Source organism: Vibrio genomosp. F6, assembly GCF_005146325.1.
Lineage (GTDB): Bacteria > Pseudomonadota > Gammaproteobacteria > Enterobacterales > Vibrionaceae > Vibrio > Vibrio cortegadensis.
In genome coordinates this window covers 64247-90995 of record NZ_SYUT01000011.1, presented here as the reverse complement: position 1 = coordinate 90995, position 26749 = coordinate 64247, and the positions used below count along the sequence as shown (strand labels likewise).

Here is a 26749-nt window from a genome sequence, read left to right as displayed (position 1 = left end):
CGGCTTTTTGCTAGATCAGCGATAGGTTCATACGGAACGTGAGGGGTAAATTACGCTGGTAAAGCATCTCTATAGCGTTGAATGTGTTCGACAATTGGCGCTGCCTTTTTGAACGTTCGAATCTCTCTAAACAGTTCATCTGCTTGATCGTACTCTTTACGTAAATAAGCAAACCACTGTTTTGCCCTATTTGGATAGTACAGGCCTTTATCACCCTGAATTTCAAATTCTGAATAGCGAAGTAACAAGTTAACGACTTCAGGCCACGGCATTCTCGGATGGTTATGTTTAACCACATTGCCTAGGTTTGGGATGTTAAAAGCTCCGCGGCATACCATCAATGAATCAACTCCGGTTGCTGCTTTGCAAGCTTGGCCATCTTGATAGTTCCAAATTTCGCCATTCGCAATTAAAGGTAAACTCGTTTTTTCTCGAATCTTATTGATGTATTCCCATTTTATTTCGCTTGCTTGGTAACCACCTGATTTAGTACGTGCATGGACGGTTAATTCGTTGGCTCCAGCTTGCTCAATGGCATCAACAATTTCAAAACAGTCTTCAGGATCTTCCCAACCTAATCGAATTTTAGCGGTGACTGGAATGTGGGCAGGTACGGCTTCTCGGCAAGCTTTGATTACTTGATACATGAGTTCAGGATGTTGCAGTAATGCTGCTCCGCCCTTACTTTTATTCACCATTTTTGCAGGGCAACCAAAGTTAAGATCGATGCCTTTCGCGCCAAGCTCCGCCGCTCTAATTGCATTTTCCGCCATCCAATTAGGCTCTTGACCAAGTAATTGAATATGTACAGGCACGCCAGATTGAGTTTGAGAGCCTTGAAGCAATTCAGGACACAAACGGTGAAACACATGTTCTGGCAGCAGTTGATCGACAATCCGCACAAATTCGGTGACACAGAGATCGTAATCATTAATCTCTGTAAGAATTTCACGCATTAAATGGTCTAACACGCCCTCCATAGGGCCCAGTATCACTCGCATAACCAACCGCCGACTAAATAAAGAGGCGCGATTGTAGTGGTTAGAGCTCGAAATGTCACTAGATCTGAAGGCGTCTCTATTAGGAGGTACTGTGATAATGGCTATTATCAAATAAACGGCTAACAAAATAGGCAGAGACGTTTATAATGTTTCGCAAATGGTATCTTTAAAAAGTTAAACAAGACATGTATCAATTACTGACATTACCCGACACAGATTTTCCTCTTTCAAGTGTGTATTTAGAAGGTGCGATTTTTGCGAGTAACCTAGCCACTAAACCTCTTGATCCTGAAGTTTGGTTACAGCCGCTGCTTGGTGAAGAGCTAAATACGGTGAAAACCGTCGTTGTGGAGCAGATTAATAAACAGCACAACTTACTTCAGCGTAGCGAGTTTGAATTAACACAGTTACTTAATGATGGTGACTTCTCTGACAATTTAGCGGACTTCGCTGAAGGCTTCATGAATGTATGGCCTGTGATTGAGACACAGTGGGAAGAGGCAAACATTGGTGAGGGGAGTATGCGCATGTTGCAGGCATTCCTAACCACTCTAATGTTGGCGATTGATGAAGAGCAGACACAACAGCAGATGAAAGAGGCTGGTTTTGATCAAGTCCCTGCACTTGCCGATTTTACTGATCAATTGGATGTCATGGTGGTAGAAGTAGCGCTTGCAGCAGATGAAGCGATGCTTGGCAATAAATCACAGATAGTTAACCCATTTAAGGGAATTGGTCGCAATGATCCTTGCCCATGCAACAGTGGGAAGAAATTTAAGCAATGTTGCAGTAATAAGTAGCGTTGCAGTAAATAGCCATATCGATTAAAGAAAGGGCTCATTACGCTAGCCAGCACGACTTAGTGGCGCTGAAGCGTAATGAGCTTTTTACATTAAGAACTATCTACAAACTAAGAGCTATCTACAAATTAAGAGCTATCTGCAAAGAGTTAAGCTTTTGGCTGCTTAACAAATTGTGCAAGGATAATGATGGCAAGGGCCACTAAATTACCTGCAAAAATGATAACGAGCCATTGCGGCATTGATAACGTTAAAAATTGCCAAACGACTTCACTGCAATCCCCATAAGCTTCAAACATCCACGGAACCCATTGGTTTAATGGAGCCCAGTCAGGGAAGGTGACAAAGAGGTCACAAGTTGCGAAGGGAGAAGGGTTAAATTGATAATCCACATGTTGCATCGCTAACGCTAACCCTTTGTAGGCGCTTGCCCCCCAGGCCGCCAGTCCTAACCAGCGAATAATAGGATTTGATGGATTGATTAATCCTAATAATGCAGCACCACCAATCCCCATCATGGCAACTCTTTCATAAATACACATTACACATGGGGATAGCATAACAACATGTTGGAAGAACAGTGCGCATGCTTCGAAAAAAACGATAAAGATCAGTAAGAGAAGCCAAGACAGTCTGCGTGCAGAGAAAGCCTTAATAGCGGCAAGAGCATTCACAAATAATATCCTTCTATACTTAAGTTACTTGAATTTGGTCTGATCGAAAAAATGGAACGGACCAAAAATGAAAAAGCCCTGAATACTCAGAGCTTTTTATCTTGGATTAGTTTCGTAATCAACTAAAAAATTTAGTGACCACCTGAAACTGCCGATGTTGCGGATGGAATATGGTGAGAAATCCAACCTGCATCGTAAAAATAAGCTGTGGATGGTTCTAAGAAGAACACGATACCGACCAAACCAACAACAGCTAATACAACCGTATATGGAAGTGCCATTATGACCATTCGTCCGTACGACAAACGAATAAGTGGTGCTATCGCTGACGTTAGTAGGAATAGGAATGCAGCTTGACCATTTGGCGTTGCAACTGAAGGTAAGTTAGTGCCTGTATTAATGGCAACCGCAAGTAAATCAAATTGATCTCGGTTGATTAACCCTTCAACTAACGCTGTCTTCACTTCGTTGATGTATACCGTTCCTACGAACACGTTATCCGACACCATAGAGAGCAAACCGTTTGCGAGATAGAAAAGCGCCAGTTGCGTTCCTTTATCTTCAACGGCAAGTACTGAGTCGATGATTGGCTTAAAGAGTTCTTGGTCGATGATTACAGCAACAATCGAGAAGAAAACCGCAAGTAAAGCGGTGAACGGAAGTGCTTCTTCGAATGCTTTTCCTAAAGAGTGTTCTTCAATCACGCCAGTAAATGCAGTGGCAAGGATGATAACAGAAAGGCCGATAAGACCAACGGCAGCTAAGTGCATCGCTAGACCAACAATTAGCCAGACCGCAATCGCGCCTTGAATCCAAAGTTTTGCTACGTCCTGATTAGTGCGGCTCTTACGCTCTGCTGTATCAAAGTCGACTAGAATCTTACGTACGTTATCTGGCAGTTCTGCGCCGTAACCGAAGACTTTTAGTTTCTCTACTAGGATACAAGTGATAATACCGCAAATGAATACTGGTACCGTCACTGGAGACATACGAATCAGGAACTCACCAAATAACCAACCCGCTTGATCGGCAATGATTAGGTTTTGAGGTTCTCCAACCATTGTGGTTACACCACCTAGGGCAGTACCAACACCAGCATGCATTAGAAGTGAGCGCAAAAATGAACGGTAATTTTCTAAATCGTCACGAGTCAGCTCAGAAAAATGCTCATCTTTCGTATGATCATGCGCTGAGTTAGTTCCTTGCCCAGAAGCAACTTTGTGATAAATCGAGTAGAAACCTACAGCTACGCTGATTACGACGGCAATCACGGTTAGTGCGTCTAAGAATGCTGATAAGAAAGCGGCTGCAAAACAGAAGGCAGCAGCGAGCATTGCTTTAGAGCGAATACCAAGTAGGATTTTGGTGAAAATGAACAGAAGTAGCTGTTTCATGAAGTAAATACCGGCAACCATAAAGATCAGCAATAGTAGTACTTCAATATTGGCAACAAGTTCGTGTTTAACTTGTTCAGGGCTTGTCATTCCGATGGCTATTGCTTCAATTGCAAGTAACCCACCAGGTTGTAAAGGGTAGCATTTTAGTGCCATTGCAAGCGTAAAGATAAACTCTACAACGAGCAACCAACCAGCAGTAAACGGGTCGACATAGAAAAAAACGAATGGGTTTATAATAAGAAAGGCAATGATGGCAAGTTTATACCAATCAGGTGCTTTACCAAGGAAGTTCTTGATAAACGCATTTCCGAGTGACATCGGCATGTTAATACTCTTAATGTTAGTAATGAATAGACATTGCAAAAGTGTTTGAAATTCATATAACGGAGCTGTATTAGATATCCATTATAAAACAGCGACTTAGAAAAATAACAACGCTATGGTTTATTATGTAATTTTGCCAAGTCACTTCCTAGTAATTACAAGCACTCCTTGCTTCGCACGCAACTCTACTCTTAGATAACATTTAGTCAACAAGAATTGTACCGACGTACGATATAAAGGCAATTTTTGTTAAAAAACGCGATCAGAGTAGTGTGTGCTTCTATAGATGTTTATGAAAATAGCGCATGGGTATCATAATCGTAATTAAGCATTCAAAAAAGATATTTAAAGCTATCTCTAAGGGAGATTTTTACAAAATTACATTGCAGATTGAGATTTGACAAATGTGACTAATATATCGGTTAATTTGTCGATTTTGTGTATTTAAGGGGGAGTGGCAAAATCTTTCTCTGGACTTAAAAAATTGTAAGGCTCTAAATTATATTAGAGTTTGTACTCTAAATGTTTTTGTGCTTACGATTCACTGAGAGAAGTTTCCGCTGACATAAAACTAGTGGTATGATGAGTCTATCAATATAAAAAATTATAATCGGATACCAATATAAATGGTCATTAAGGCAAAAAGCCCTGCCGGCTTTGCAGAAAAGTACATTATCGAGAGCATCTGGAATGGCCGCTTTCCACCGGGTTCAATTCTACCCGCAGAGCGTGAGTTATCTGAATTAATTGGAGTGACACGAACCACCTTACGTGAAGTTTTACAGCGTTTAGCTCGTGATGGTTGGCTGACTATCCAGCACGGTAAACCAACTAAAGTAAACCAGTTCATGGAAACATCAGGTTTGCATATTCTTGATACTTTGATTTCCCTTGATAGCGACAATGCGACAAGTATTGTGGAAGATCTTTTGGCGGCTCGCTCTAATATCAGTCCGATTTTCATGCGCTATGCGTTTAAAGTGAATAAAGAAAGTTCCGAACGTACGATTCAAAATGTGATTGAATCATGTGAAAGTCTGCTTGCTGCTGAATCTTGGGATGCGTTTGTTGAGTCTTCTCCATACGCCGACAAAATTAAGCAAAGCATTAAAGATGACAACGAAAAAGATGAACAGAAACGTCAGGTTATCTTGATGGCGAAAACGTTCAATTTCTATGATTACATGCTGTTTCAGCGTTTAGCCTTCCATTCCGGGAACCAAGTTTATGGCTTGATTTTTAATGGTGTGAAGAAGCTATATGATCGCATTGGCAGTTACTACTTCTCTTGCCCTCAATCACGTCAGCTAGCGCTGAAATTCTACCGCGAGCTTCTTGAGATTTGTCAAAGCGACGAACGCGATCAACTGCCAGCCTTAATTAGACAGTATGGTCTTGAAAGTGGATATATTTGGAACGAGATGAAAAAAACGTTACCAACCAACTTCACAGAAGATGATAGCTAAGAATCCCAATCGCACTGTTTGATTTCTTTCGAATTTGTACCAGAAAGGTCAACACACTGTATTTACAAAGCGTATGATTTTAAAGCGCATTGTAGCGTTTGAATAGTTATAAAAAAGCCAGTATCTCAATCAGATACTGGCTTTTTATTTGGTACGGCTTAGATGTGGACCAAGCCCTCCAGCGTGATTACATTACACGCATGCCAGGCTGTGCGCCTTCATGTGGCTCAAGGATCCACAGATCGCTGCCACCAGGGCCTGCGGCTAGGATCATGCCTTCTGACATTCCGAACTTCATCTTACGAGGTTTTAGGTTAGCAACCATTACGGTTAGCTTTCCTTCAAGCTCTTCAGGTTTGTACGCTGACTTAATGCCAGAGAATACCTGGCGGGTTTCACCGCCGATGTCCAGTTGGAACTTAAGCAGTTTGTTTGCCTTTGGTACTTCTTCGCAAGAGATAATACGAGCAATACGCATATCAACCGCAGCGAATGCATCGAACTCAATCTCATCAGCGATTGGCTCTTTGTCTAGCTCGGTTTGGTTTGCTTTGTTCTTTTCTGCTTCCGCTTTCTCTTTCGCTGCAATTTCAACAGCAGCATCTGCTTTTGATGCTTCAACCATCGCTTCTACTTTCTTCGGATCAATACGAGCAAATAGAGCTTTGAACTTAGTGATTTCATGAGAAGTTAGCGGTTGTGCAATACATTCCCACGTCAACGTTTCGTTTAAAAACGCTTCAGTGCGAGCAGCAAGCTCTGGCATTACTGGTTTGAGGTATGCCATCAGTACGCGGAACAAGTTGATACCAACAGAAGAAACTTCTTGTAGCTCCTGCTCTTTACCTTCTTGCTTCGCTAGAACCCAAGGGGCTTTTTCATCAATGTATTGGTTCGCTTTATCAGCAAGCGCTGTAATTTCGCGAATAGCACGGCTAAATTCACGAGTTTCGTAAAGTTCAGCAATGCGCTCAGAAGCCGCTACAAATTCAGCGTAAAGCTCAGGTTCTGCAAAGTTGTCCGCCAGTTTGCCTTCAAAACGCTTAGTAATAAAACCAGCGTTACGAGATGCAAGGTTAACGATCTTGTTTACAACATCAGAGTTTACACGTTGTGTGAAGTCTTCAAGATTCAAGTCTAGATCGTCAATACGGCTGTTAAGCTTCGCAGCATAGTAATAACGTAGGCATTCTGGATCTAAGTGATTTAGGTAAGTACCCGCTTTGATGAATGTGCCTTTTGACTTAGACATTTTCGCACCGTTTACCGTTACGTAACCGTGAACGAATACGTTATTTGGCTTACGAAAACCAGAGCCTTCAAGCATTGCAGGCCAGAACAGACTGTGGAAGTAAACAATGTCTTTACCGATGAAGTGGTACAGTTCAGTTTTGCTGTCTTTGTTCCAGTACTCATCAAAATCAAGGTCATCACGTTTGTTACATAGGTTTTTAAATGAACCCATGTAGCCAATCGGAGCATCTAGCCACACGTAGAAGAACTTGTCTTTTTCACCTGGAATTTCAAAACCAAAGTATGGCGCATCGCGGGAGATATCCCACTGTTGCAAGCCAGACTCAAACCACTCTTGCATCTTGTTTGCAGTTTCAGTTTGAAGAGAACCTGAACGAGTCCACTCTTTAAGCATGCTCTCAAATTGAGGAAGATCGAAGAAGAAGTGTTCTGAATCTTTCATTACAGGTGTTGCACCAGAAACTGCTGATTTAGGTTCAATCAGTTCTGTTGGGCTGTAAGTTTCACCACAGTTGTCGCAGTTATCGCCATACTGATCTTCAGATTTACATTTCGGACATGTACCTTTCACGAAACGGTCAGGAAGGAACATCTCTTTTTCAGGATCGAATAACTGAGAAATCGTGCGGCTAGAGATAAAACCGTTTTTCTTCAGCTCAAGGTAGATATGAGATGCAAGCTCGCGGTTCTCTTCACTGTGAGTGCTGTGATAATTATCAAAGCTGATATCAAAACCTGCGAAGTCTTTTTGATGCTCTTCGCTGACTGCTGCGATCATCTCTTCTGGAGTAATACCCATCTGTTGCGCTTTAAGCATAATTGGCGTGCCGTGAGCGTCGTCAGCACAGATGAAGTTTACAGTGTTGCCACGTAAGCGTTGGTAACGTACCCAAATGTCAGCTTGGATGTGTTCAAGCATATGACCTAGGTGGATAGAACCGTTAGCGTACGGAAGGGCACAAGTTACCAGCAGTTTCCTTGAAGAAACGTTTTTTGGGTCAGTTGCCATACTTAATATTCGCTTTACTAGATAGGGATAAAAATTGATTGTTGATATTACCTTATGCGCCGCCTGACTCCAAGGCATGAGAGTGAGTAATACCTTAGTTTTTTTAGGGTTCTGTCAAAATCAATGAGGTGGTAGCATAAATAAAAAAGGAGCTTATATGCGTCAGTTTACGAGTAAACAAGATTTCTGTGATTGGTTGAATCAGTATCAGCATCCACTGCTGATTGAAAATTGGGCAAGTACCGCGGGTATTGTCTCGGTGAAAGCGACAGGAACGTTTGATATCGCAATTCCATTTGCGTCTCAAACGCTTCAGCGCTCTTTAGTCTCATGGATCGCTGGCGAGCAAGAACAGAAGAATGTGGCACCTTTTGAATATACGGTTTCTTGCGTAGTTAAGTCATTAGAGACAGAAGTGCCTCAAAGTATAAAAGGGGTCAAAAATATTATTGCTGTTTCTTCTGCCAAAGGCGGGGTAGGGAAATCGACCACTGCGGTCAACCTTGCACTATCACTGGCAACCAGTGGCGCAAAAATTGGTTTACTGGATGCGGATATCTATGGACCCTCAGTCCCAATGATGATCGGTAAGGTAGATGCAAAGCCAAGTGTTCGTGATAACAAGTGGATGCAGCCGATAGAAGCATTTGGCATTTATACTCACTCAATTGGCTACTTGGTTGATAAAAATGAGGCGGCAATCTGGCGTGGACCAATGGCATCGAAAGCATTAGCTCAATTGCTAAATGAGACAGAGTGGCCAGAGCTCGATTACTTGGTGATCGATATGCCACCGGGTACAGGAGATATTCAACTCACTTTATCTCAACAAATACCAGTGACAGGTGCTGTGATCGTTACAACACCACAAGACTTAGCATTAGCCGATGCACAAAAAGGTGTGGCGATGTTTGATAAGGTGCATGTACCTGTTGTCGGTGTCGTCGAAAATATGAGCTATCATATCTGTAGTCAGTGTGGTGCAAAAGAACATATATTCGGACAAGGTGGGGCGGCGCAGATGGCCTCGGAATTTGGGTTGTCAGTATTAGCTCAGATACCACTGCATATTGATGTAAGAAATGACATCGACATGGGGAAACCGACGGTGATATCAAGACCTGATAGCGAACATGCGCAGCAATATCAGCTACTGGCTGATCGAGTTGCATGCAGCCTGTTTTGGCAGGGAAAAGTTAAGCCTGATGCAATTAATGTTATGACGATTAGCTAATAATGTGATCGCATCACTAATTTAGGATTTTATATGGTCTTTAATTGTACAAATACAATAAATACTCTGACTTAGGTCTCATCCTGACTAGTATCTGTTGACTGAAGTCCCTATAATTAGGCGGTTTATCTATTCCTATCACCATACAGTATTGGGTGCACAAATAATGTCTGATAATAATCAATGCGTCATCGTAGGTATCGCGGGCGCTTCTGCTTCTGGAAAAAGTCTGATCGCGAGCACCATTTATAATGAGCTACGTGAAAAAGTAGGCGACCATCAAATTGGTGTTATCACGGAAGATTGCTACTACAATGATCAAAGCCATTTGAGCATGGAAGAGCGAGTGAAAACTAACTATGATCATCCGAGTGCACTTGATCATGACCTACTATGTGAGCATTTAGAGCAGCTTATCAAAGGCGAAGCTGTAGATGTGCCAGATTACAGCTACACTGAGCATACACGTACTGAAAATTCAGTGACGTTGACGCCAAAGAAAGTGATCATTCTTGAAGGTATCTTATTACTGACTGATCCACGTCTACGTAGCCTAATGCATGCGACTATTTTTATGGACACACCTTTAGATATCTGTTTACTACGCCGTGTTAAGCGTGATGTAGAAGAGCGTGGTCGTACAATGGACTCTGTTCTTAAACAATATCAAGAAACAGTACGCCCAATGTTTATGCAGTTTATTGAGCCGTCTAAGCAACATGCGGATATTATTGTGCCTCGTGGTGGTAAGAACCGTATCGCAATCGACGTATTGAAAGCTCACATCGCTAAGTTGCTGAAAAGCTAAGTCATTAAAGCGAAGTCGCTATCAGTCATTTGCATAGAGTCAAATAACTATAGTGATCTTACCGACGTTATCATTATTTCAATTTGTTAGGTTGACAGAAAATTGTCTTAAACCTGAACGAGTTGAGTAAAATGAAAGCTGAATGTAAGTTGCATTTTTTATATAATAAGTGGCACTTTATGTGCCACTTTATTTTTGGATATTAATCAAGGAAAACGCTTATGAAAAAGTTACTGTTGTTCATTAGTGTGCCGATTTTCGTCATTGTTCTTGCAGTGGCCGCACTGGTGTTATTCGTCAATCCAAATCAATTCAAGCCACTTATTACTGAACAAGCACAAAAACAGACCGGACTGGAACTTAATATTTCCGGAGATATCGGCTGGACGTTTTTCCCTACCATTGGTTTTGAAATGGGGAAAACAGAGCTAAAGAATCCACAAGGGTTCAGCAACGATACTTTTTTCAAAGTAGACCGCGTTGGTATTGAAATAGATGTGACGCCACTGTTTAGCCAACACCTGAAGATCGGCAATATTTATCTAGATGGCGCTGAAGTTCATCTGGAAACGCTAAGTGATGGTAAATCTAACCTTGATGCGCTTACTCAAACTTCTTCAACCGCCCCTTCTGAAACCGTAGCAAATGAGAATCCGGCTCAAAGCGATGAGCAACCAACAGCCTCATCTAGCAGTGCATGGTCTATCGGTTTAGCTGGCATTACAGTCACTAACGCGCTTCTTGAAATTCAAGATCATAAAGCCAAAACGTACACAAAACTCTATGATGTCGGCTTTAGCATGTCTGAGTTTAAAGCAGAACAGTGGACATCGATTCTTTTTGAAGCGAAAGGTAAAAATAATCAGCAAAATTTTACAGCCAAAGGAGAAGCTGAGCTTAAGCTTTCTAAAGGCTATAAGGAATATGCGGTTAGAGACATTGCATTTGATGCCACATTTGATGATGGCGTGAATATGATTAAAGACGCAAGAATCACGTTAGATCGATTTGAATTTGATCAGCCAAACTCGTTAGGTTATAGCGTTAAAGGTAACGCTGCGGATCTTGCACTTGATGTGAAAGGTGACGCAGTATTTTCTATTGATAGTGCAGTCTCTCTTCTTGCGGTTGAGTCACTCACACTAGATTCATCTTTTGTTGGAGATAGCTTGCCGCAGTCGCCAATGAAAATACAGATGAACTCAGACTTTAGTTTTGACATTAACAAAGGTTATTTGGACTTCGTTCTAGAAAAACTGACCCTAAATAAAATCCAGTTAGATGGTAAAGCGAATATTACGCTTGCTGATATTCCTAAAGTACGTTTTGCACTTCATAGTCCAGATATCGATTTAGATGAGTTTTTGGGGCTAGGGCAAGCAACGGACAGTAACAATAAGACGGACTCGGCAGGTAACGAACCATCCCCAGCGAAAGCAGGGCCTGAAGTTGAACCCGATCTGAGTGCATTAAAAGGACTTGATGTTAAAGGCAAGATTACCATCGACAAATTTAAAGCGAACAATGCTCGAATGCAGAGTGTGAATACTGCGTTTTCTATTAATCGTGGTGTGGTTGATCTGCAATCATTTAGCTCAAACCTTTATCAAGGTTCAATTAAAGCAAGCGCCCGATTAGATGCTCGTAAAGTGCCAGCGACTTATAGTGCCAAAAAACAAATCATCGGCGTTAAAGTTCAACCATTGCTTAAAGATGTGGCGAACAATGATAAGTTGGAAGGAAGCGGTAACATCAACGTTGATGTAAAAGGCAAAGGCTTAACGCCAACGGGCATAAAGAAAAATATTAGTGGGACAATCAAAATTAACTTTGAAGACGGTGCGGTTAATGGGATCAATGTGGCTCAATTGATTCGTACTAACTATGCCAAAATTAAAGGTGAAGAAGTTAAAGAGGGCAGTGAAGCTCAAAAGACAGACTTTAGTGCGATGACCGCGACGTTGACATTGAATAATGGTGAAGTCTCAACAAACAATCTAAACATGCAATCACCACTGCTTCGGATCCACGGTGAAGGTAAAGCCAACTATATTAGCGAGACGGCTGACTTTCTAGTGAGAACATCGATTGTTGGTTCTCTTGAAGGGCAAGGTGGCCAAAATATTGATGATCTTAAAGACGTAACGATCCCTGTTAAAATTACGGGGAAATGGACAGATCCTAAGTTCAAACTTGTTTTTGATGATGTTTTAAAACAGAAAGCTAAGAAAGAAGTTGATCGTGGTGTTGAAAAACTCACCGATAAAATTAAAGATGAAAAGACCAAAGAAGCCGTCAATGGATTGTTGAAAGGTCTGTTTAATTAAGTCAGCTATTCAGATTCAACTTTAATAGATAAACGTCCCTGGCTAGGGACGTTTTTTTGATCGCTAAATATTCTATGGCTAAGCGCTAACAAGATAGGCACTTAAAGGTAATCGAAGTTACCAATCGACACCTTTCAAGGCTTTAATACCTGATTCAAAAGCATGCTTTACATTTCTTACTTCAGATACGGTATCCGCAAGCTCAATGAGGCTACGGTGTGCCGCTCTGCCTGTGATAACAACAGATTGCATCTTAGGACGCTGCGTCAGTGCTTCAATGACTTCGTCGAGGTCTATGTAGCCGTAAGTGACCATATATGTCAGCTCATCCAGTAGCACCACATCAATAGAATCATCTTGCAGCATGCGTTTGCACTCTTTCCACACTAACTGTGCGGCATCGGTATCCGATTGCTTGTCTTGAGTCTCCCAAGTAAAGCCTGTTGCCATCACTTGAAATTCAACCCCAAGCTTTTCAAGTAAATTTCTTTCGCCATTATCCCAAGTTCCCTTGATGAATTGAGCAACAGAACAATTTAAGCCATGACCAACCGCTCTTGCGACGGTTCCAAACCCGGAGGTTGATTTTCCTTTGCCGTTGCCAGTGATCACAAGCAGTAGCCCTTTCTCTTCTTGCGCTGCCGCCACTTTTTCATCAACCTGATCTTTTACTTTCTGTTGGCGCGCTTTGTGTCGAGCTTCTTTATTGTCATCAATTGGCATAGGTATTCCTTTTCAGCCTAGTTTTTCAGAATAGTTTCCTTGCATGATAACGCAATGTTGGAGAGCTAAAAACCTTCAAAATTTGGGTGAATAGGCGCTAAGTTTCCTCTGTTGGTCAATAGAGACATATACAAAGAAATAATACAGGCAGATGTCGAGGTCTAAGAAGGTGGGGGCGGCAAGCCATGAGGCATAAAAATGATGAGATATAAAAACAAAGAGGTATAAAAAAGGCCAATGCAAATCGCATCGGCCTTTGATAGGTATAATCTAGATTAGCCAGCAAGTAAGTCGGTTGCAACTTTATAGCTAGGGTCTTCTTTTACATTGATTTCAACAAGGCTGCCAGCTTTATGAAGAAGAGCGCGGCAATCTTGGCTCAGGTGACGTAAATGTAGAGTCTTACCCAGTGCGGTGTAGCGCTCTGCCAGTGTTTCAATCGCTTCAATTGCTGAGTGATCAGTCACACGAGAATTTGCAAAATCAACGATCACGTCTGCAGGGTCATTTTTTGCGTCAAAAAGCTCTAAAAAGTTTGCTGCAGAGCCAAAGAATACAGGGCCATGAACATGATAAACTTTAGAGCCTTCTTCGTTCAATGCACTGCTTGCGTAGATATGTTTCGCATGTTGCCAAGCAAACATAAGCGCTGAAGCGACAACACCTACTGCTACTGCAACGGCTAAGTCAGTCATTACTGTTACAACGGTAACCAGGACGATGACAAAGAAATCCTGTTTAGGTACGCGACGTGCAAGTTTAAATGTTGCCCATTCAAATGTACCAATTACAACCATAAACATTACGCCAACCAATGCCGCGAGAGGGATCATCTCGATCAGGGCAGAAGCGAATAGGATGAAAATTAGCAGAGCAACAGCAGCCACAATACCTGATAAGCGGCCACGACCACCTGAGTTAATGTTGATCATTGATTGACCAATCATTGCACAACCACCCATAGCTCCGAAAACAGAACATGTCATGTTTGCGATACCTTGACCAACACATTCACGGTTACTTTGACCGCGAGTATTGGTCATTTCGTCTAGTACTGTCAGTGTTAGCAGTGATTCAATTAAGCCGATAGCGGCAAGGATAACTGCATATGGCAGAATGATCTGTAGCGTTTCTAGAGTAAATGGTACAGATGGAATCGCGAATGTTGGTAGTGAGCCAGCAAGCGTTGCTGCTTCATCGCCAGACATGGTGCGTAGGAAATCCACAACAGTACGTGTTTCTAGATCTAGGCCAACGACAAGCGCCGTTACCGTGACAATCGCAACTAGAGAAGACGGGACAGCAGTCGTTAGCTTAGGTAGGAAATGGATTATACCCATCGTTAAAGCAACTAAACCAAGCATGATCGTCATTTGACCACTAGGAAGCCAAGTTAATGCTCCTGACATATCAGGTGCTTTAAATTGTCCTAGCTGTGCTAAGAAGATAACGATAGCAAGTCCGTTAACAAAACCGATCATTACTGGATGCGGAACAATTCGAATGAATTTACCAAGCTTAAATATGCCCGCTGCGATTTGCAGGATACCTGCAAATAATACGGCTGCAAATAAGTACTGAACACCATGCGTTGCTACAAGGCTAACCATTACAACAGCCATTGCACCAGTTGCACCTGAAATCATGCCTGGACGACCACCAAAGATAGAGGTGATTAAACCAACAATGAAGGCAGCGTATAGACCAACCATAGGGTCAACACCGGCAACAAATGCAAATGCTACGGCTTCAGGAACAAGAGCTAATGCTACTGTTAAACCTGACAACACATCGTTTTTTACAGAGTGTTTCGAAAATTGGGGGAATTCAAACATGGGGGCTCAGTATGCTAAAGATGGATTTTACCCGACACAAATTTCTATACGCGTACTAAACAGTGATGGAAAAGAGCTGCATAAGAATCTGGTGTCGAGAACTTAAGTCGGCGCATGCTACCTAAAAGTGTGACTAAGTTCAAGAATGAACCGCATATTGGCTAAAAATCGTCACAAATACATGATCTTCATCATATCTATAGTTTAGACCAAAAAAAACGAGCCGCACAGAATGCGACTCGTTTGTTTCAGGTATAGTGCTTTAGACTATATAAAGTTAGGTTAGTAACCTTGTGGCTTGGTCATTCCTGCAGATGCGCTGCTACGAGCGACTTGGCTACCAGCCCCTTTCGGTTGGTAACGTTCTGCTTTAAATGGTGCCGCCACGACTTCAATCTCTTTTAAAGTTTGAGGGCCTGGTGCACTTGCCATTGCTGAACCTGCTTGAGATTTAACACCCTTAATGGCTGCTTTAACCACTGGCTTAGATACAGCTGGTTGCTCTTCAAGAACTACAGCTGGCTTTTCTTCAACAGTAGGTGCTTCAGTGATAGGAGCTTCAACCTTAGTTTCGACAGTCTGAGTTTCGACAGTCTTAGTCTCTTCAGTATTCGCTTCAACAACCGCTATTGGAGCTTGTTCAACCGTTGCTTCTTCTGCAACGCTTGTCTCTTCAATAGCAGGAGTCTCAACAACAGGAGTCGTTTCAACTACGGGTTCAACTACAGCTTCTACTTCAACTGTTTCAGCTTTTGTTTCTGCAACAGAAGCCGCTACAACTGCTTCAACCGTCTCTTCACGCTTGATGATCACTTTACCCATTGCTGTTTCAGGGAAAGCGTAGCCACCTAATGGAGCATTTTGTTCAACAGTCTCGGTATTAACCACTTCTTGTTCAACTTTAGGTGCAGCATGGTGATGAGGCTTAGGTACGTACATCGGCATTACCTTACCCATTGCCATCTCAGGAGAGGCAACACCACCTGGACGAAGGCGGAATGGATTTGGTTTGCGATCACGACCACGACGACGACGTTGACCACTTGCTCTTAAATGACGAGGAGAGCGGCGGTTACGACGTTGTTTCGGCTCTTCTTTTTGAACCGTATCGTTAGTCGCTTCTACTTCTACTTTTTCAACAGCTTGTTTCTGTTGCTGAACTTCCGCTTTAACTTGAGTTTCCGCTTCAACGGCTGGTTTCTTGCCATTCACACGAACTTGCTTATTCAATTTACGACGTTGACGACGCTCTTTGATTTTTGCTGTTTTCTCAACAGGTTTAGCATCTCGTTTTGCGTTAGCATCAGTAGATGGAGCAGCGTTTGCTTCAGCAGCAAGTTGCTGGCCCTGTTCCGCTAGCTTAGATGGCGCTTTAACTTCCGTTTTCGGCTTGTTGCGGCGATCTTGGCGTGGCTTACGGTTTTGCTGTTGACGAGGCTGCTGATCATTTGCTTTATTGCCTTGCTCTTCAGTTTGCTCTTCGCGTGAAGGTTTACGGCGACGTTTATTGTCACGGTTGCCATTATCACGAGAGTTGCGGCGACGCTGATCATTGCGATCACGGCGTTGACGATTGTTCTCTTGTTTTGGCTCTGGTTTAACTTCTTCTTTCACTTCTTCTGAAGGGCTAGATAAGAAGCTAGACAGTGCTTTAAAGAAACGGCTGAATAGACCTGGCTGAGAATCTGCTTTTTCTTCAACTTTAGCAGGTTTAGCTGCTGGTGTTGGAGCCGGTGCCGGTGTCGGCGCTGATTGTGCTGGCGCGGCAAACCCTTTTAATACAGGTTCTTCAATTTTCTTCGGCTTGATGTCAACTTCTACAGGCTCTTTGCTTTCCGCTTCTTTCAAAGCATCCAGTTTTTGAGGCAGTAGGTAAGATAACAGATCGAACTCTTCACCTTCTCTCACTCGAATTACTTCGAAATGAGGTGTTTCCATATCAGAGTTCGGAACAACCGTGATCTTCACACCTTGATTCTTCTCGATGTGATTTACTGAGCGACGTTTTTCGTTCAGAAGATAAGAAGCGATTGGAACCGGCACAACAGCAAGTACTTGTGCTGTGTTGTCCTTCAGAGCTTCTTCTTCGATAAGACGTAGAACAGATAGTGCTAGAGATTCGTTATCACGCACAACACCAGTACCCGTACAACGAGGACAAATGTGGTGACTTGCTTCCGCTAGTGATGGGCTCAAACGTTGACGAGACATCTCTAGAAGACCAAAACGTGAAATGCGACCAATCTGAACACGAGCGCGATCTAAACGAACAGCATCACGTAGACGACTTTCAACTTCACGTTGGTGACGAACTGGCGTCATATCGATAAAGTCGATAACAACTAGACCACCTAGATCACGTAGACGTAATTGACGTGCAATTTCATCGGCTGCTTCTAAGTTAGTGTTAAGCGCTGTCTCTTCAATATCGCTGCCCTTTGTTGCGCGGGCAGAGTTGATATCGATAGAAGTCAGTGCTTCTGTTGGGTCGATAACGATAGAACCACCAGATGGAAGACGAACTTCACGTTGGAAGGCAGATTCGATCTGGCTTTCAATCTGGTAGTGGCTAAACAGTGGCACCTCACCATCGTATTTCTTAACACGATTCATGAAATCAGGACGAATCAACTGAATATGAGCTTGAGCACGTTCAAAAATAGTATTGCTATCAATTAAGATTTCGCCAATGTCGCGACGTAGGTAGTCACGAATTGCACGAACGATTACATTACTTTCTTGGTGAATCAAAAACGGAGCTTGGTTAGTCTCAGAGGCTTGTTTAATTGCACCCCAGTGGTTCAGCAGTACATTTAAATCCCACTCAAGTTCTTCTGCACTTTTACCAACACCAGCTGTACGGACAATAAGCCCCATACCTTGAGGTAGCTCAAGAGTGCTTAATGCTGCTTTAAGTTGCGTGCGTTCATCACCTTCGATACGGCGAGAAATACCGCCAGCACGAGGGTTATTTGGCATAAGAACTAAGTAACTACCCGCAAGAGAAACAAAAGTTGTTAAAGCAGCGCCTTTGCTGCCACGTTCTTCTTTTTCTACTTGTACAATTACTTCTTGGCCTTCTTTTAGCACTTCTTTAATGCTTGGACGGCCTTGGTAGGTATAACCATCAGGGAAGTATTCGCGGGCAATTTCTTTAAGAGGTAGGAAACCGTGTCTTTCTGCACCATAGTCGACGAATGCCGCTTCTAGGCTTGGTTCAATACGGGTAATACGTCCTTTGTAGATATTCGCTTTTTTTGATTCGTGGCCTGGGCTTTCGATATCAAGATCGAACAGTCGCTGACCATCAACCAAAGCGACACGCAACTCTTCTTTTTGAGTTGCGTTAATTAACATTCTTTTCATTTTAGAAATTCTCGTTGTCTTTTCTTTTATTTTGATCTTATCGCTTTATTTCGTTTCTCATGGTGCCTGATCCCACGGCTTTAACGTTGCAACCTCCCGGCTGGAAGGGATGCTCTAGGGCACTTCAGTCATCATAGGTATGTTGCCTATGATCCGCGATGTGGCGGTGAATACTCAACATGAGTTTACGATGAGTAGAGCGATAAGGTGACTTAGCTCTTCGTGTCTTACGCCGGTTGCTGCACTGGATACTAAGTTTTCTACTCAATTATTATTGCTTGTCGATAACTGACGAGTACAAAAAACAATCAATTAATCAATAGCAGCTGAGAACTATAACAGTGGAGGGAATTCACAGCAATCTGCTTTGTTATAAACAGGCAAAATAAATATTTTTAGGTTCTTTTTTGAGCTGAGTAAGCCTATGTTTATATAGGGTTTAAAGACAATAAACGCACATTTGTGCTAAATAAGGGCTATTTTTATACACAGCTTTTTAGTTCTCATAAATTTTGATGCAAAAATCAGCAATATTTGGCAAGTTGGTGACAGTAAAAGAGAAGTAAGAAAATGTGATGTGATAGACATTTGAGTGATACAATAGCGGCATGAGTGAAATTAGAACTAAAGTCCAATTTGTCGATATTGACGACGATATGGCTGGTCAACGTATTGATAATTTCTTACGAAACCAACTAAAAAGCATCCCTAAAAGTATGATTTATCGAATCGTGCGTAAGGGAGAGGTCCGTGTAAATAAGAAGCGAATTAAAGCTGAATATAAGTTAAAAGCTGGAGATATAGTCAGAATTCCGCCAGTAACGATTGAAGAAAAAACAGAAGACAATGTTCCAAATACCAAATTGAATAAGGTATCTGAATTAGAGCATGCGATCATCTTCGAAGATGATCATATGTTAATCCTGAATAAACCTTCTGGTACTGCTGTACATGGTGGAAGCGGTTTAAAGTTTGGAGCAATCGAAGCATTACGTGCTTTAAGACCGGATGCTCGCTTTCTGGAGTTAGTCCACCGCATAGACAGAGACACGTCTGGTATTTTGTTAGTGGCGAAGAAGCGTTCTGCGTTACGTCACCTGCAAGCGCAGTTTCGTGAAAAAACCGTACAGAAATATTATTTTGCTTTAGTCATGGGCGTTTGGAAATCGAGCTGTAAAGTGGTGAATGCGCCACTGCTTAAAAACGAAGTAAACAGTATTGTTCGAGTTAACCCGAATGGAAAAGCGTCTGAGACACGTTTCAAAGTGTTGGAAAAATTTGCAGATGCGACACTAGTGCAAGCTAGTCCTATTACCGGGCGTACGCACCAAATTCGTGTACATTGCCAATATACCGGCCACCCAATCGCATGGGATGACCGATATGGTGACCGTCGATTTGATGCCTACACCAATAAAGTGGGTCTTGACCGACTGTTTTTGCATGCCGCGAATATCAAGTTTGTTCATCCGGGATCGGAAGAAAAGATGGATATCTCGGCACCGATGGAAAAACGTCTCGAAGAAGCTTTAACGGGGTTGCGACGTTTATGATAAAACGGTGACGCCTTGTTCCTCTAGCATATCGATGAGAGTAATAAGGGGTAAACCGATTAGAGCATTTGGATCTTTGCCTTCTAGTCGTTGGAAGAGGGCAATGCCAAGACCTTCGCTCTTGAAGCTTCCTGCGCAATAGTAAGGTTGTTCTGCATCAACATACGCTTCGATCATCGAACGCGAAAGCTGGCGAAAATGAACGGTAAAAGTGTCGAGTTTAGTGATGCAGCGACCTGTTTCGGTATTCCATAATGAAATGCCGGTATAAAAAGTAATGCTTTTGCCGCTTTGAGCTTCTAGCTGGGCAATGGCATTTTCTCTGTTGTGCGGTTTACCAACAATTTTATCATTGATAACACAGACTTGATCTGAACCTATGATCAGACTTGGCGCAATAACGGCGCATGATTTAGCTTTTTCCTCTGACAAGCGCATCACTAAGTCCTGAGGAGACTCTTGTGCTAATGGTGTTTCATCGCAATCTGGCTGAGCCGTAGTGAAAGGTATTGCTAACTTTGAGAGCAACTGCTGCCTAAATGGCGAAGTCGATGCTAAAACTAGTTGGTAATTTTTCATTTTAATTTACAATTATTTCGAGTTCTTGCTGAAGGATATACGAACTTATGTCCATCTTCATAACTCTCTTTGCGGGAAGGGGAGAAAAGTACATTTTTTTCTTCTTTTCCTTTGACTAAATACATTTTGGAAGATAAGATTCGCGCCCTATGCAAAAGGTAAAAATACCGCGCTCGGTAGACCCGGGTAAAACGGCACAAAAGAGATTGGATTTAGTTGGTATCATTCAACCTAGTCTTTTTAAACGTTTATCTGAATCTGTTGAAAGCGTAAAACGCGACGCGCAAGTCTCATTGTCATTTGGGCTTGATGAACAGCGATTAGTCGTTATCTCTGGTAAAGCTAACGTCGAAGTCGATTTAGAGTGTCAGCGTTGTAATGAGATTTTCGCACATGAGTGCGAAGTACAATTCACTTGTACTCCCTATTATAGTGAGAAGAGTGAAGAGGAAGCACCGGAAGAGTACGATTTGGTAGATCTGAACGAGTACGGTGAAGTAGATCTCATACAACTAGTTGAAGACGAGTTCATCCTTGGATTGCCACAAATTCCAATGCACGATGAAGCGTACTGTAGCGTTAACTCAAATAATTTGGTGTTTGGTGATATTCCAGAAGAAATTGTGGAAGAGAAGCCGAATCCATTTGATGTTTTAAAAAACTTAAAGAACTAACTTATTATCAAGTAAGTATTTTTAAGAATTTACATAGGAGTAGGGTCAATGGCCGTACAAAAGAGCAAGAAATCACGTTCAATGCGTGGCATGCGTCGTTCACATGATGCACTAACTACAGCTGCACTATCTGTAGACGCAACTTCAGGTGAAACTCACCTACGTCACAACGTGACTGCTGACGGTTACTACCGTGGCAAAAAGGTTATCAACAAGTAAGGTTGATCCTTTGCAAAATATAACCGTTGCACTTGATGCAATGGGCGGGGATTTCGGTCCTCGCGTAACAGTGCCTGCCGCCGTGCAGGCACTGTCGCATTTCCCAGAGCTAAAAGTGGTCCTTATTGGTGATCAAAATACGATCACATCTCAATTATCTTTACTTGATTGCCAGCCTCATTCTCGTCTGAGTATAAAGCATTGTGATCGAGTGATTTCAAATTCAGAAAAACCATCTCTTGCACTTCGAAATAGTGCAGGCAGTTCCATGCGAGTCGCCATTGATCTGGTTGCTGATGACGAAGCCGATGCATGTGTAAGCGGTGGAAACACAGGCGCATTGATGGCCCTTTCTCGTTTTCGCCTAAAGCTTCTTCCCGGTATCGATCGCCCAGCCCTTGTTTCTGCGCTTCCTACTGCTACAGGAAAAAGAACCTGGATGCTTGACTTAGGTGCCAATGTCTCGAGTGATGCTGATTCTCTATTCCAATTTGCAGTTATGGGTAGCGCGCTTGCTGAGGAGCACTTAGGAGCCCCCGCGAGAGTTGCAATCCTTAACATTGGAGCCGAAGAGATAAAAGGCAATGATTTAGTCAAACGTTGCGCTGAAATGTTATCGCAAACGCAATCTGTCAACTTCACTGGCTATATCGAAGGCAATCAGTTATTACAAGATAGCGCTGATGTCGTAGTATGTGACGGGTTTGTGGGTAATGTTTGCCTAAAAACTTGTGAAGGCACTGCACAACTCTTCATTGATAAATTAAAAACGCACATGATGGCGTCTACAATTAAAGGCTGGATAGCTAGAAAATTGTTTTCTGAGTTATTTTCTGAATTAAAAACCTTGAACCCCGACCAGTATAACGGCGCAAGTTTGCTAGGATTGCGCGGCATTGTCATTAAAAGTCATGGAAGTGCCGATGTAAGCGCGGTTGTCAACGCGATAGGCGAAGCTTTGCACGAGGTCAAACGACAAGTACCAAGCCGTATTAGCGATCGTTTGGAAGCGGTTTTACTCGAGAGGCATTATTAGTTTTCATGTATAGCAAAATTTTAGGTACTGGTAGCTACCTGCCATCTAAAGTGCGCACAAACGCAGATTTAGAAAAAATGGTAGACACAACAGATGAGTGGATTGTAACTCGTACAGGTATTAAAGAGCGCCGCATTTCAGCTGATGATGAAACTGTTGCGGATATGGCTTTTTATGCGTCAGAGAAAGCAATAGAAATGGCGGGCATTGATAAAGACGCCATCGATCTTATTATTGTTGCGACAACAAGTAGCAGCCACACGTTTCCATCGTCAGCTTGCCAAGTTCAAGGCAGATTAGGGATCGTTGGTTGTCCTGCATTTGATCTTGCCGCTGCATGTTCTGGATTCGTTTATGCGTTATCTGTCGCGGATCAGCATATCAAATCTGGCATGTGTAAAAATGTCTTAGTGGTTGGTGCGGACGCGCTTTCAAAAACATGCGATCCAACTGACCGCTCTACCATCATCCTATTTGGAGATGCGGCCGGTGCCGTAGTTGTTGGGGCAAGTGAAGAGCCTGGGATCCTTTCTACCCATATTTACTCTGACGGCCGTTTTGGTGAGCTATTAAGTCTTGAAGTTCCGGAACGTGGTGGTGATGTCGATAAATGGCTTCATATGGCGGGTAACGAAGTATTTAAAGTGGCAGTAACTCAACTTTCGCGTTTAGTTAAAGATACGCTAGCGGCTAATAATATGGATAAATCTGAATTGGATTGGCTTGTACCACATCAAGCGAACTATCGTATTATTTCCGCAACCGCGAAGAAACTGACGATGTCTTTAGACCAAGTAGTGATGACCCTTGATCGTCACGGTAATACTTCCGCTGCTACGGTACCGACTGCGTTAGATGAAGCAGTCAGAGATGGTCGTATTAAGCGTGGACAGACGTTGCTATTAGAAGCATTTGGTGGCGGTTTTACTTGGGGCTCAGCTCTAGTTAAATTCTAGTTAGCATCAAAAAAATTAATAGGTAAAAGTAAGTCACTTTTACCTTTATTGCATTTATATATTGAATTTCTGAAGGTAAATGAAATGAGCAAATTTGCTATCGTATTTCCAGGTCAAGGTTCACAAGCTCTTGGCATGTTGGCTGATCTTGGCGAAAAGTATGATGTTGTTAAGCAGACTTTTTCAGAAGCGTCAGATGTGCTTGGTTATGATTTGTGGGCTCTTATTCAAGATGGCCCTGTTGAAAATCTTAACGAGACATTCAGAACTCAACCTGCATTGCTTGCCGCTTCTGTGGCGATTTGGCGTGTATGGCAAGAACTGGGTTTAGAGCAGCCTGTAAACCTTGCGGGTCATAGCCTAGGTGAATACTCTGCATTAGTGTGTGCTGGCGTTATCGATTTTAAACAAGCGATCAAGTTAGTTGAACTGCGCGGCCAGCTTATGCAAGAAGCTGTACCCGCTGGCGTTGGTGCAATGTACGCTATCATCGGTCTAGGTGATGAAGCGATTGCTAAAGCGTGTGAAGAAGCAGCGCAAGATGAAGTTGTGTCTCCTGTTAACTTTAACTCTCCAGGCCAAGTTGTTATCGCAGGTAACAAAGCGGCAGTAGAGCGTGCAGGTGTACTATGTAAAGAAGCAGGCGCAAAGCGTGCACTTCCTTTACCTGTTTCTGTTCCTTCTCACTGTGCTCTAATGAAACCAGCAGCAGACAAACTAGCTATTGCGCTTGAAGAACTAGAGTTCAACACGCCAGCGCTGCCAGTTATCAACAATGTTGATGTAGCGGCTGAAACAGATCCTGCAAAAATTAAAGAAGCATTAGTTCGTCAACTTTACAGCCCAGTTCGTTGGACTGAAGGCGTACAAGCGATGAACGAACAAGGTGTTGAAAAACTTCTTGAGTTAGGCCCTGGTAAAGTTCTTACTGGTCTAACAAAACGAATCGTAAAAACTATGACAGCTGCAGCAGTTAATGATACTGCATCACTAGAAGCTGCTAAGTAAATAACCACTTAATAGAGAAGTTATGATGAATTTAGAAGGCAAAGTTGCACTGGTTACAGGCGCAAGCCGTGGTATCGGTCGTGCAATCGCTGAACTTTTAGTTGAGCGTGGTGCTAAAGTTATCGGTACTGCTACGTCTGAAGGCGGCGCAGATGCAATCAGTGAGTACCTTGGTGAGAACGGTAAAGGTCTTGCTCTTAATGTCACTGACGTTGACTCAATTGCTGCTACACTGAAAACCATCAACGATGAATTCGGTGCGATTGACATTCTTGTTAACAATGCAGGTATCACTCGTGATAACTTGCTAATGCGTATGAAAGACGATGAATGGAATGACATCATCGATACTAACCTAACGCCTATTTTCCGCATGTCTAAAGCGGTATTGCGTGGCATGATGAAAAAGCGTCAAGGTCGTATCGTTAACGTCGGTTCTGTTGTTGGTACCATGGGTAACGCTGGTCAAACAAACTATGCCGCTGCAAAAGCTGGTGTAATTGGTTTTACTAAGTCTATGGCTCGTGAAGTTGCTTCACGCGGTGTAACAGTAAATACCGTTGCACCCGGTTTTATTGAAACAGATATGACAAAAGCGCTGAATGATGAGCAACGTGCTGCTACACTAGCAAATGTACCAGCAGGTCGTTTAGGTGATCCTCGTGAAATTGCGGAAGCTGTAGTATTCTTAGCATCTCCAGCGGCAGCATACATCACTGGAGAAACACTTCACGTTAATGGTGGAATGTACATGGTTTAAGTCGTTGCATAAAATTTATGCATGATTTAGGTCAAAAATGTATGTATTTTCGGTTAAAATCGCGTAAATTGTGGTTTGACCAGCAAGGTCTTCCTTGCAACTTTTAAAGTTTTGAATAAACTACGGAAAACATCGCATAAAGCGAACTCTGTAAAGGAAAAGAAAAATGAGCAACCTCGAAGAACGCGTAAAAAAAATTATCATCGAACAGCTAGGTGTTGACGAAGCAGAAGTTAAAAACGAAGCTTCATTTGTTGACGATCTAGGTGCTGATTCTCTAGACACAGTTGAGCTAGTAATGGCTCTAGAAGAAGAATTTGACACTGAGATTCCAGACGAAGAAGCTGAGAAAATCACTACTGTTCAAGCTGCTATCGACTACGTGACCAGCGCTCAGTAAGATTCTCTCCCAGGCGGTCATCTAGACCGCCTGTGTTTTTTCTAAAGCCTTCTATCCCTCATATAGAACCCTTTCATCAATTCCCGGAGAGTAAAATCGTGTCCAAGCGTCGTGTAGTTGTCACTGGCATGGGTATGTTGTCACCGGTAGGCAACACTGTAGAATCATCTTGGAAAGCCCTGCTAGCTGGTCAAAGTGGAATCGATAATATCGATCATTTTGATGCCACCAATTTCTCAACTCGTTTTGCAGGTCTAGTCAAAGACTTTAACTGCGAAGAGTACATGTCTAAAAAAGATGCACGTAAAATGGATTTGTTTATCCAATACGGCATCGCAGCAGGAATCCAAGCCTTTAGTGATTCAGGCCTAACCATTACTGAAGAGAATGCACCAAGAGTTGGTGTAGCTATCGGTTCAGGTATTGGTGGTTTAGGTTTAATTGAAGCAGGCCATAAAGTGCTTTCGGAAAAAGGTCCTCGTAAAATCAGTCCTTTCTTCGTGCCTTCAACCATCGTAAATATGATTGCAGGTCACCTGTCTATCATGAAAGGTTTACGTGGTCCGAACATTGCAATCTCAACAGCTTGTACAACAGGCTTACACAATATCGGCCATGCAGCACGTATGATCGCTTATGGTGATGCGGATGCCATGCTAGCTGGTGGTGCTGAAAAAGCATCAACGCCTCTTGGTATGGGCGGCTTTGCAGCAGCAAAAGCGCTCTCTACTCGTAATGACGAACCGCAAAAAGCGTCTCGCCCATGGGATAAAGATCGTGATGGTTTTGTTCTCGGTGATGGTGCTGGCGTGATGGTTGTTGAAGAGTACGAACACGCAAAAGCTCGTGGTGCTAAAATCTACTGTGAAATCGTTGGCTTTGGTATGTCTGGTGATGCTTATCACATGACGTCTCCAAGTGAAGACGGCTCTGGTGGTGCACTTGCGATGGAAGCTGCCATGCGTGATGCCGATGTTACGGGTGAGCAAATTGGCTACGTCAATGCTCATGGTACATCAACACCAGCGGGTGATGTTGCAGAAGTTAAAGGCATCAAACGAGCACTTGGTGAAGCAGGAAGTAAGCAAGTATTAGTCTCTTCTACTAAATCGATGACTGGCCACCTATTGGGTGCGGCAGGCTCTGTAGAAGCAATTATTACAGCGTTAACTCTTGTTGACCAAATTGTTCCGCCAACAATCAACCTAGATAATCCTGAAGATGACTTAGGTATTGATCTTGTTCCACATACGGCACGTAAAGCAGATCTTACTTATGCTGCGTGTAATTCGTTTGGATTTGGTGGTACAAATGGTTGCTTAATCTTCAAAAAGATTTAAGTTAAC

Annotated in this window: 22 protein-coding genes; 14 read left to right on the top strand and 8 right to left on the bottom strand. The window is 42.7% G+C overall.

Annotated elements, in window-relative coordinates; genetic code table 11:
- Positions 1-50 precede the first annotated feature (50 nt).
- The gene (gene dusC, locus FCV43_RS02510) at positions 51-1001 is read right to left on the bottom strand and encodes a tRNA dihydrouridine(16) synthase DusC (RefSeq protein ID WP_029203227.1); all 951 of its coding nucleotides are present in this window, start codon (positions 999-1001) and stop codon (positions 51-53) included.
- 185 nt (positions 1002-1186) lie between these two features.
- On the opposite strand from dusC, the gene FCV43_RS02505 reads away from it, so the two are divergent.
- Positions 1187-1801 carry an SEC-C metal-binding domain-containing protein gene (locus FCV43_RS02505; RefSeq protein WP_136993928.1) on the top strand — a complete coding sequence of 205 codons (615 nt, stop codon included), beginning with the start codon at positions 1187-1189 and terminating at the stop codon, positions 1799-1801.
- A gap of 149 nt (positions 1802-1950) precedes the next feature.
- Here FCV43_RS02505 and dsbB read toward each other — a convergent pair whose 3' ends face one another.
- Together dsbB and nhaB are read right to left on the bottom strand one after the other, a co-directional pair.
- The gene (gene dsbB, locus FCV43_RS02500) at positions 1951-2475 is read right to left on the bottom strand and encodes a disulfide bond formation protein DsbB (RefSeq protein ID WP_113795902.1); all 525 of its coding nucleotides are present in this window, start codon (positions 2473-2475) and stop codon (positions 1951-1953) included.
- A gap of 131 nt (positions 2476-2606) precedes the next feature.
- On the bottom strand, positions 2607-4196 hold the full coding sequence (gene nhaB, locus FCV43_RS02495) for a Na(+)/H(+) antiporter NhaB (RefSeq protein ID WP_017051300.1): 1590 nt from the start codon (positions 4194-4196) through the stop codon (positions 2607-2609).
- Between the two features lie 626 nt (positions 4197-4822).
- Here nhaB and fadR point away from each other — a divergent pair.
- Positions 4823-5662: a fatty acid metabolism transcriptional regulator FadR gene (gene fadR, locus FCV43_RS02490; protein WP_136993927.1), complete on the top strand. Its 840-nt coding sequence runs from the start codon at positions 4823-4825 to the stop codon at positions 5660-5662.
- A 187-nt stretch (positions 5663-5849) separates the two neighbouring features.
- On the opposite strand, the gene metG is transcribed toward fadR, so the two are convergent.
- Positions 5850-7925, bottom strand: a complete 2076-nt coding sequence (metG, locus tag FCV43_RS02485; protein ID WP_136993926.1) for a methionine--tRNA ligase — start codon at positions 7923-7925, stop codon at positions 5850-5852.
- Positions 7926-8082: 157 nt separating this feature from the next.
- Here metG and apbC point away from each other — a divergent pair, with 157 nt between their 5' ends.
- The 3 genes from apbC (at position 8083) to FCV43_RS02470 (ending at position 12294) form a co-directional block, all read left to right on the top strand.
- Positions 8083-9159, top strand: a complete 1077-nt coding sequence (gene apbC / locus FCV43_RS02480) for an iron-sulfur cluster carrier protein ApbC (protein WP_136993925.1) — start codon at positions 8083-8085, stop codon at positions 9157-9159.
- A gap of 166 nt (positions 9160-9325) precedes the next feature.
- The gene (udk, locus tag FCV43_RS02475; protein ID WP_017051304.1) at positions 9326-9967 is read left to right on the top strand and encodes a uridine kinase; all 642 of its coding nucleotides are present in this window, start codon (positions 9326-9328) and stop codon (positions 9965-9967) included.
- Positions 9968-10188: 221 nt separating this feature from the next.
- Positions 10189-12294: an AsmA family protein gene (locus tag FCV43_RS02470; protein WP_136993924.1), complete on the top strand. Its 2106-nt coding sequence runs from the start codon at positions 10189-10191 to the stop codon at positions 12292-12294.
- A gap of 117 nt (positions 12295-12411) precedes the next feature.
- On the opposite strand, the gene cobO is transcribed toward FCV43_RS02470, so the two are convergent.
- The 3 genes from cobO to rne all read right to left on the bottom strand — a co-directional run bounded on the left by cobO (position 12412) and on the right by rne (position 18218).
- Positions 12412-13017, bottom strand: coding sequence for a cob(I)yrinic acid a,c-diamide adenosyltransferase (gene cobO / locus FCV43_RS02465; protein WP_136993923.1), 606 nt, complete (start codon positions 13015-13017; stop codon positions 12412-12414).
- 275 nt (positions 13018-13292) lie between these two features.
- Positions 13293-14852, bottom strand: a complete 1560-nt coding sequence (locus FCV43_RS02460; protein WP_136993922.1) for a SulP family inorganic anion transporter — start codon at positions 14850-14852, stop codon at positions 13293-13295.
- A gap of 282 nt (positions 14853-15134) precedes the next feature.
- On the bottom strand, positions 15135-18218 hold the full coding sequence (rne, locus tag FCV43_RS02455; RefSeq protein ID WP_136993921.1) for a ribonuclease E: 3084 nt from the start codon (positions 18216-18218) through the stop codon (positions 15135-15137).
- Between the two features lie 608 nt (positions 18219-18826).
- Here rne and rluC point away from each other — a divergent pair.
- Entirely contained in the window at positions 18827-19771 is a 945-nt protein-coding gene (gene rluC / locus FCV43_RS02450) for a 23S rRNA pseudouridine(955/2504/2580) synthase RluC (RefSeq protein ID WP_136993920.1), read from the top strand.
- On the opposite strand, the gene FCV43_RS02445 is transcribed toward rluC, so the two are convergent.
- Positions 19766-20350, bottom strand: coding sequence for a Maf family protein (locus FCV43_RS02445; RefSeq protein WP_136993919.1), 585 nt, complete (start codon positions 20348-20350; stop codon positions 19766-19768). The genes rluC and FCV43_RS02445 overlap by 6 nt on opposite strands.
- Positions 20351-20499: 149 nt before the next feature.
- Between FCV43_RS02445 and yceD the strand changes: the two genes are divergently transcribed.
- From yceD to fabF, 8 genes are all read left to right on the top strand, one after another.
- The gene (gene yceD / locus FCV43_RS02440) at positions 20500-21024 is read left to right on the top strand and encodes a 23S rRNA accumulation protein YceD (RefSeq protein ID WP_017051311.1); all 525 of its coding nucleotides are present in this window, start codon (positions 20500-20502) and stop codon (positions 21022-21024) included.
- Between the two features lie 48 nt (positions 21025-21072).
- Complete coding sequence (rpmF, locus tag FCV43_RS02435; protein WP_017051312.1) at positions 21073-21243, top strand: 50S ribosomal protein L32; 171 nt, start codon at positions 21073-21075, stop codon at positions 21241-21243.
- Positions 21244-21253: 10 nt separating this feature from the next.
- Positions 21254-22279 carry a phosphate acyltransferase PlsX gene (gene plsX, locus FCV43_RS02430; RefSeq protein ID WP_017051313.1) on the top strand — a complete coding sequence of 342 codons (1026 nt, stop codon included), beginning with the start codon at positions 21254-21256 and terminating at the stop codon, positions 22277-22279.
- Between the two features lie 5 nt (positions 22280-22284).
- Positions 22285-23235, top strand: coding sequence for a beta-ketoacyl-ACP synthase III (locus FCV43_RS02425; RefSeq protein WP_017051314.1), 951 nt, complete (start codon positions 22285-22287; stop codon positions 23233-23235).
- Positions 23236-23319: 84 nt separating this feature from the next.
- Positions 23320-24243 carry an ACP S-malonyltransferase gene (gene fabD, locus FCV43_RS02420; protein WP_136993918.1) on the top strand — a complete coding sequence of 308 codons (924 nt, stop codon included), beginning with the start codon at positions 23320-23322 and terminating at the stop codon, positions 24241-24243.
- A gap of 25 nt (positions 24244-24268) precedes the next feature.
- Entirely contained in the window at positions 24269-25003 is a 735-nt protein-coding gene (gene fabG, locus FCV43_RS02415) for a 3-oxoacyl-ACP reductase FabG (RefSeq protein WP_170961592.1), read from the top strand.
- 166 nt (positions 25004-25169) lie between these two features.
- Entirely contained in the window at positions 25170-25403 is a 234-nt protein-coding gene (gene acpP / locus FCV43_RS02410) for an acyl carrier protein (protein WP_017051317.1), read from the top strand.
- A 98-nt stretch (positions 25404-25501) separates the two neighbouring features.
- The gene (gene fabF / locus FCV43_RS02405; protein WP_136993916.1) at positions 25502-26743 is read left to right on the top strand and encodes a beta-ketoacyl-ACP synthase II; all 1242 of its coding nucleotides are present in this window, start codon (positions 25502-25504) and stop codon (positions 26741-26743) included.
- Positions 26744-26749 lie beyond the last annotated feature (6 nt).

What these genes read in the sequence shown, in the direction of transcription:
- rluC (WP_136993920.1), top strand. Translation starts at nt 18,827, where the DNA reads ATGAGTGAAATTAGAACTAAAGTCCAATTTGTCGATATTGACGACGAT.
- FCV43_RS02445 (WP_136993919.1), bottom strand. Translation starts at nt 20,350, where the DNA reads ATGAAAAATTACCAACTAGTTTTAGCATCGACTTCGCCATTTAGGCAG.
- fabG (WP_170961592.1), top strand. Translation starts at nt 24,269, where the DNA reads ATGAATTTAGAAGGCAAAGTTGCACTGGTTACAGGCGCAAGCCGTGGT.
- rpmF (WP_017051312.1), top strand. Translation starts at nt 21,073, where the DNA reads ATGGCCGTACAAAAGAGCAAGAAATCACGTTCAATGCGTGGCATGCGT.
- fabD (WP_136993918.1), top strand. Translation starts at nt 23,320, where the DNA reads ATGAGCAAATTTGCTATCGTATTTCCAGGTCAAGGTTCACAAGCTCTT.
- metG (WP_136993926.1), bottom strand. Translation starts at nt 7,925, where the DNA reads ATGGCAACTGACCCAAAAAACGTTTCTTCAAGGAAACTGCTGGTAACT.
- cobO (WP_136993923.1), bottom strand. Translation starts at nt 13,017, where the DNA reads ATGCCAATTGATGACAATAAAGAAGCTCGACACAAAGCGCGCCAACAG.
- dusC (WP_029203227.1), bottom strand. Translation starts at nt 1,001, where the DNA reads ATGCGAGTGATACTGGGCCCTATGGAGGGCGTGTTAGACCATTTAATG.
- nhaB (WP_017051300.1), bottom strand. Translation starts at nt 4,196, where the DNA reads ATGCCGATGTCACTCGGAAATGCGTTTATCAAGAACTTCCTTGGTAAA.
- apbC (WP_136993925.1), top strand. Translation starts at nt 8,083, where the DNA reads ATGCGTCAGTTTACGAGTAAACAAGATTTCTGTGATTGGTTGAATCAG.
- udk (WP_017051304.1), top strand. Translation starts at nt 9,326, where the DNA reads ATGTCTGATAATAATCAATGCGTCATCGTAGGTATCGCGGGCGCTTCT.
- FCV43_RS02470 (WP_136993924.1), top strand. Translation starts at nt 10,189, where the DNA reads ATGAAAAAGTTACTGTTGTTCATTAGTGTGCCGATTTTCGTCATTGTT.
- FCV43_RS02425 (WP_017051314.1), top strand. Translation starts at nt 22,285, where the DNA reads ATGTATAGCAAAATTTTAGGTACTGGTAGCTACCTGCCATCTAAAGTG.
- fadR (WP_136993927.1), top strand. Translation starts at nt 4,823, where the DNA reads ATGGTCATTAAGGCAAAAAGCCCTGCCGGCTTTGCAGAAAAGTACATT.
- rne (WP_136993921.1), bottom strand. Translation starts at nt 18,218, where the DNA reads ATGAAAAGAATGTTAATTAACGCAACTCAAAAAGAAGAGTTGCGTGTC.
- acpP (WP_017051317.1), top strand. Translation starts at nt 25,170, where the DNA reads ATGAGCAACCTCGAAGAACGCGTAAAAAAAATTATCATCGAACAGCTA.
- yceD (WP_017051311.1), top strand. Translation starts at nt 20,500, where the DNA reads ATGCAAAAGGTAAAAATACCGCGCTCGGTAGACCCGGGTAAAACGGCA.
- FCV43_RS02505 (WP_136993928.1), top strand. Translation starts at nt 1,187, where the DNA reads ATGTATCAATTACTGACATTACCCGACACAGATTTTCCTCTTTCAAGT.
- FCV43_RS02460 (WP_136993922.1), bottom strand. Translation starts at nt 14,852, where the DNA reads ATGTTTGAATTCCCCCAATTTTCGAAACACTCTGTAAAAAACGATGTG.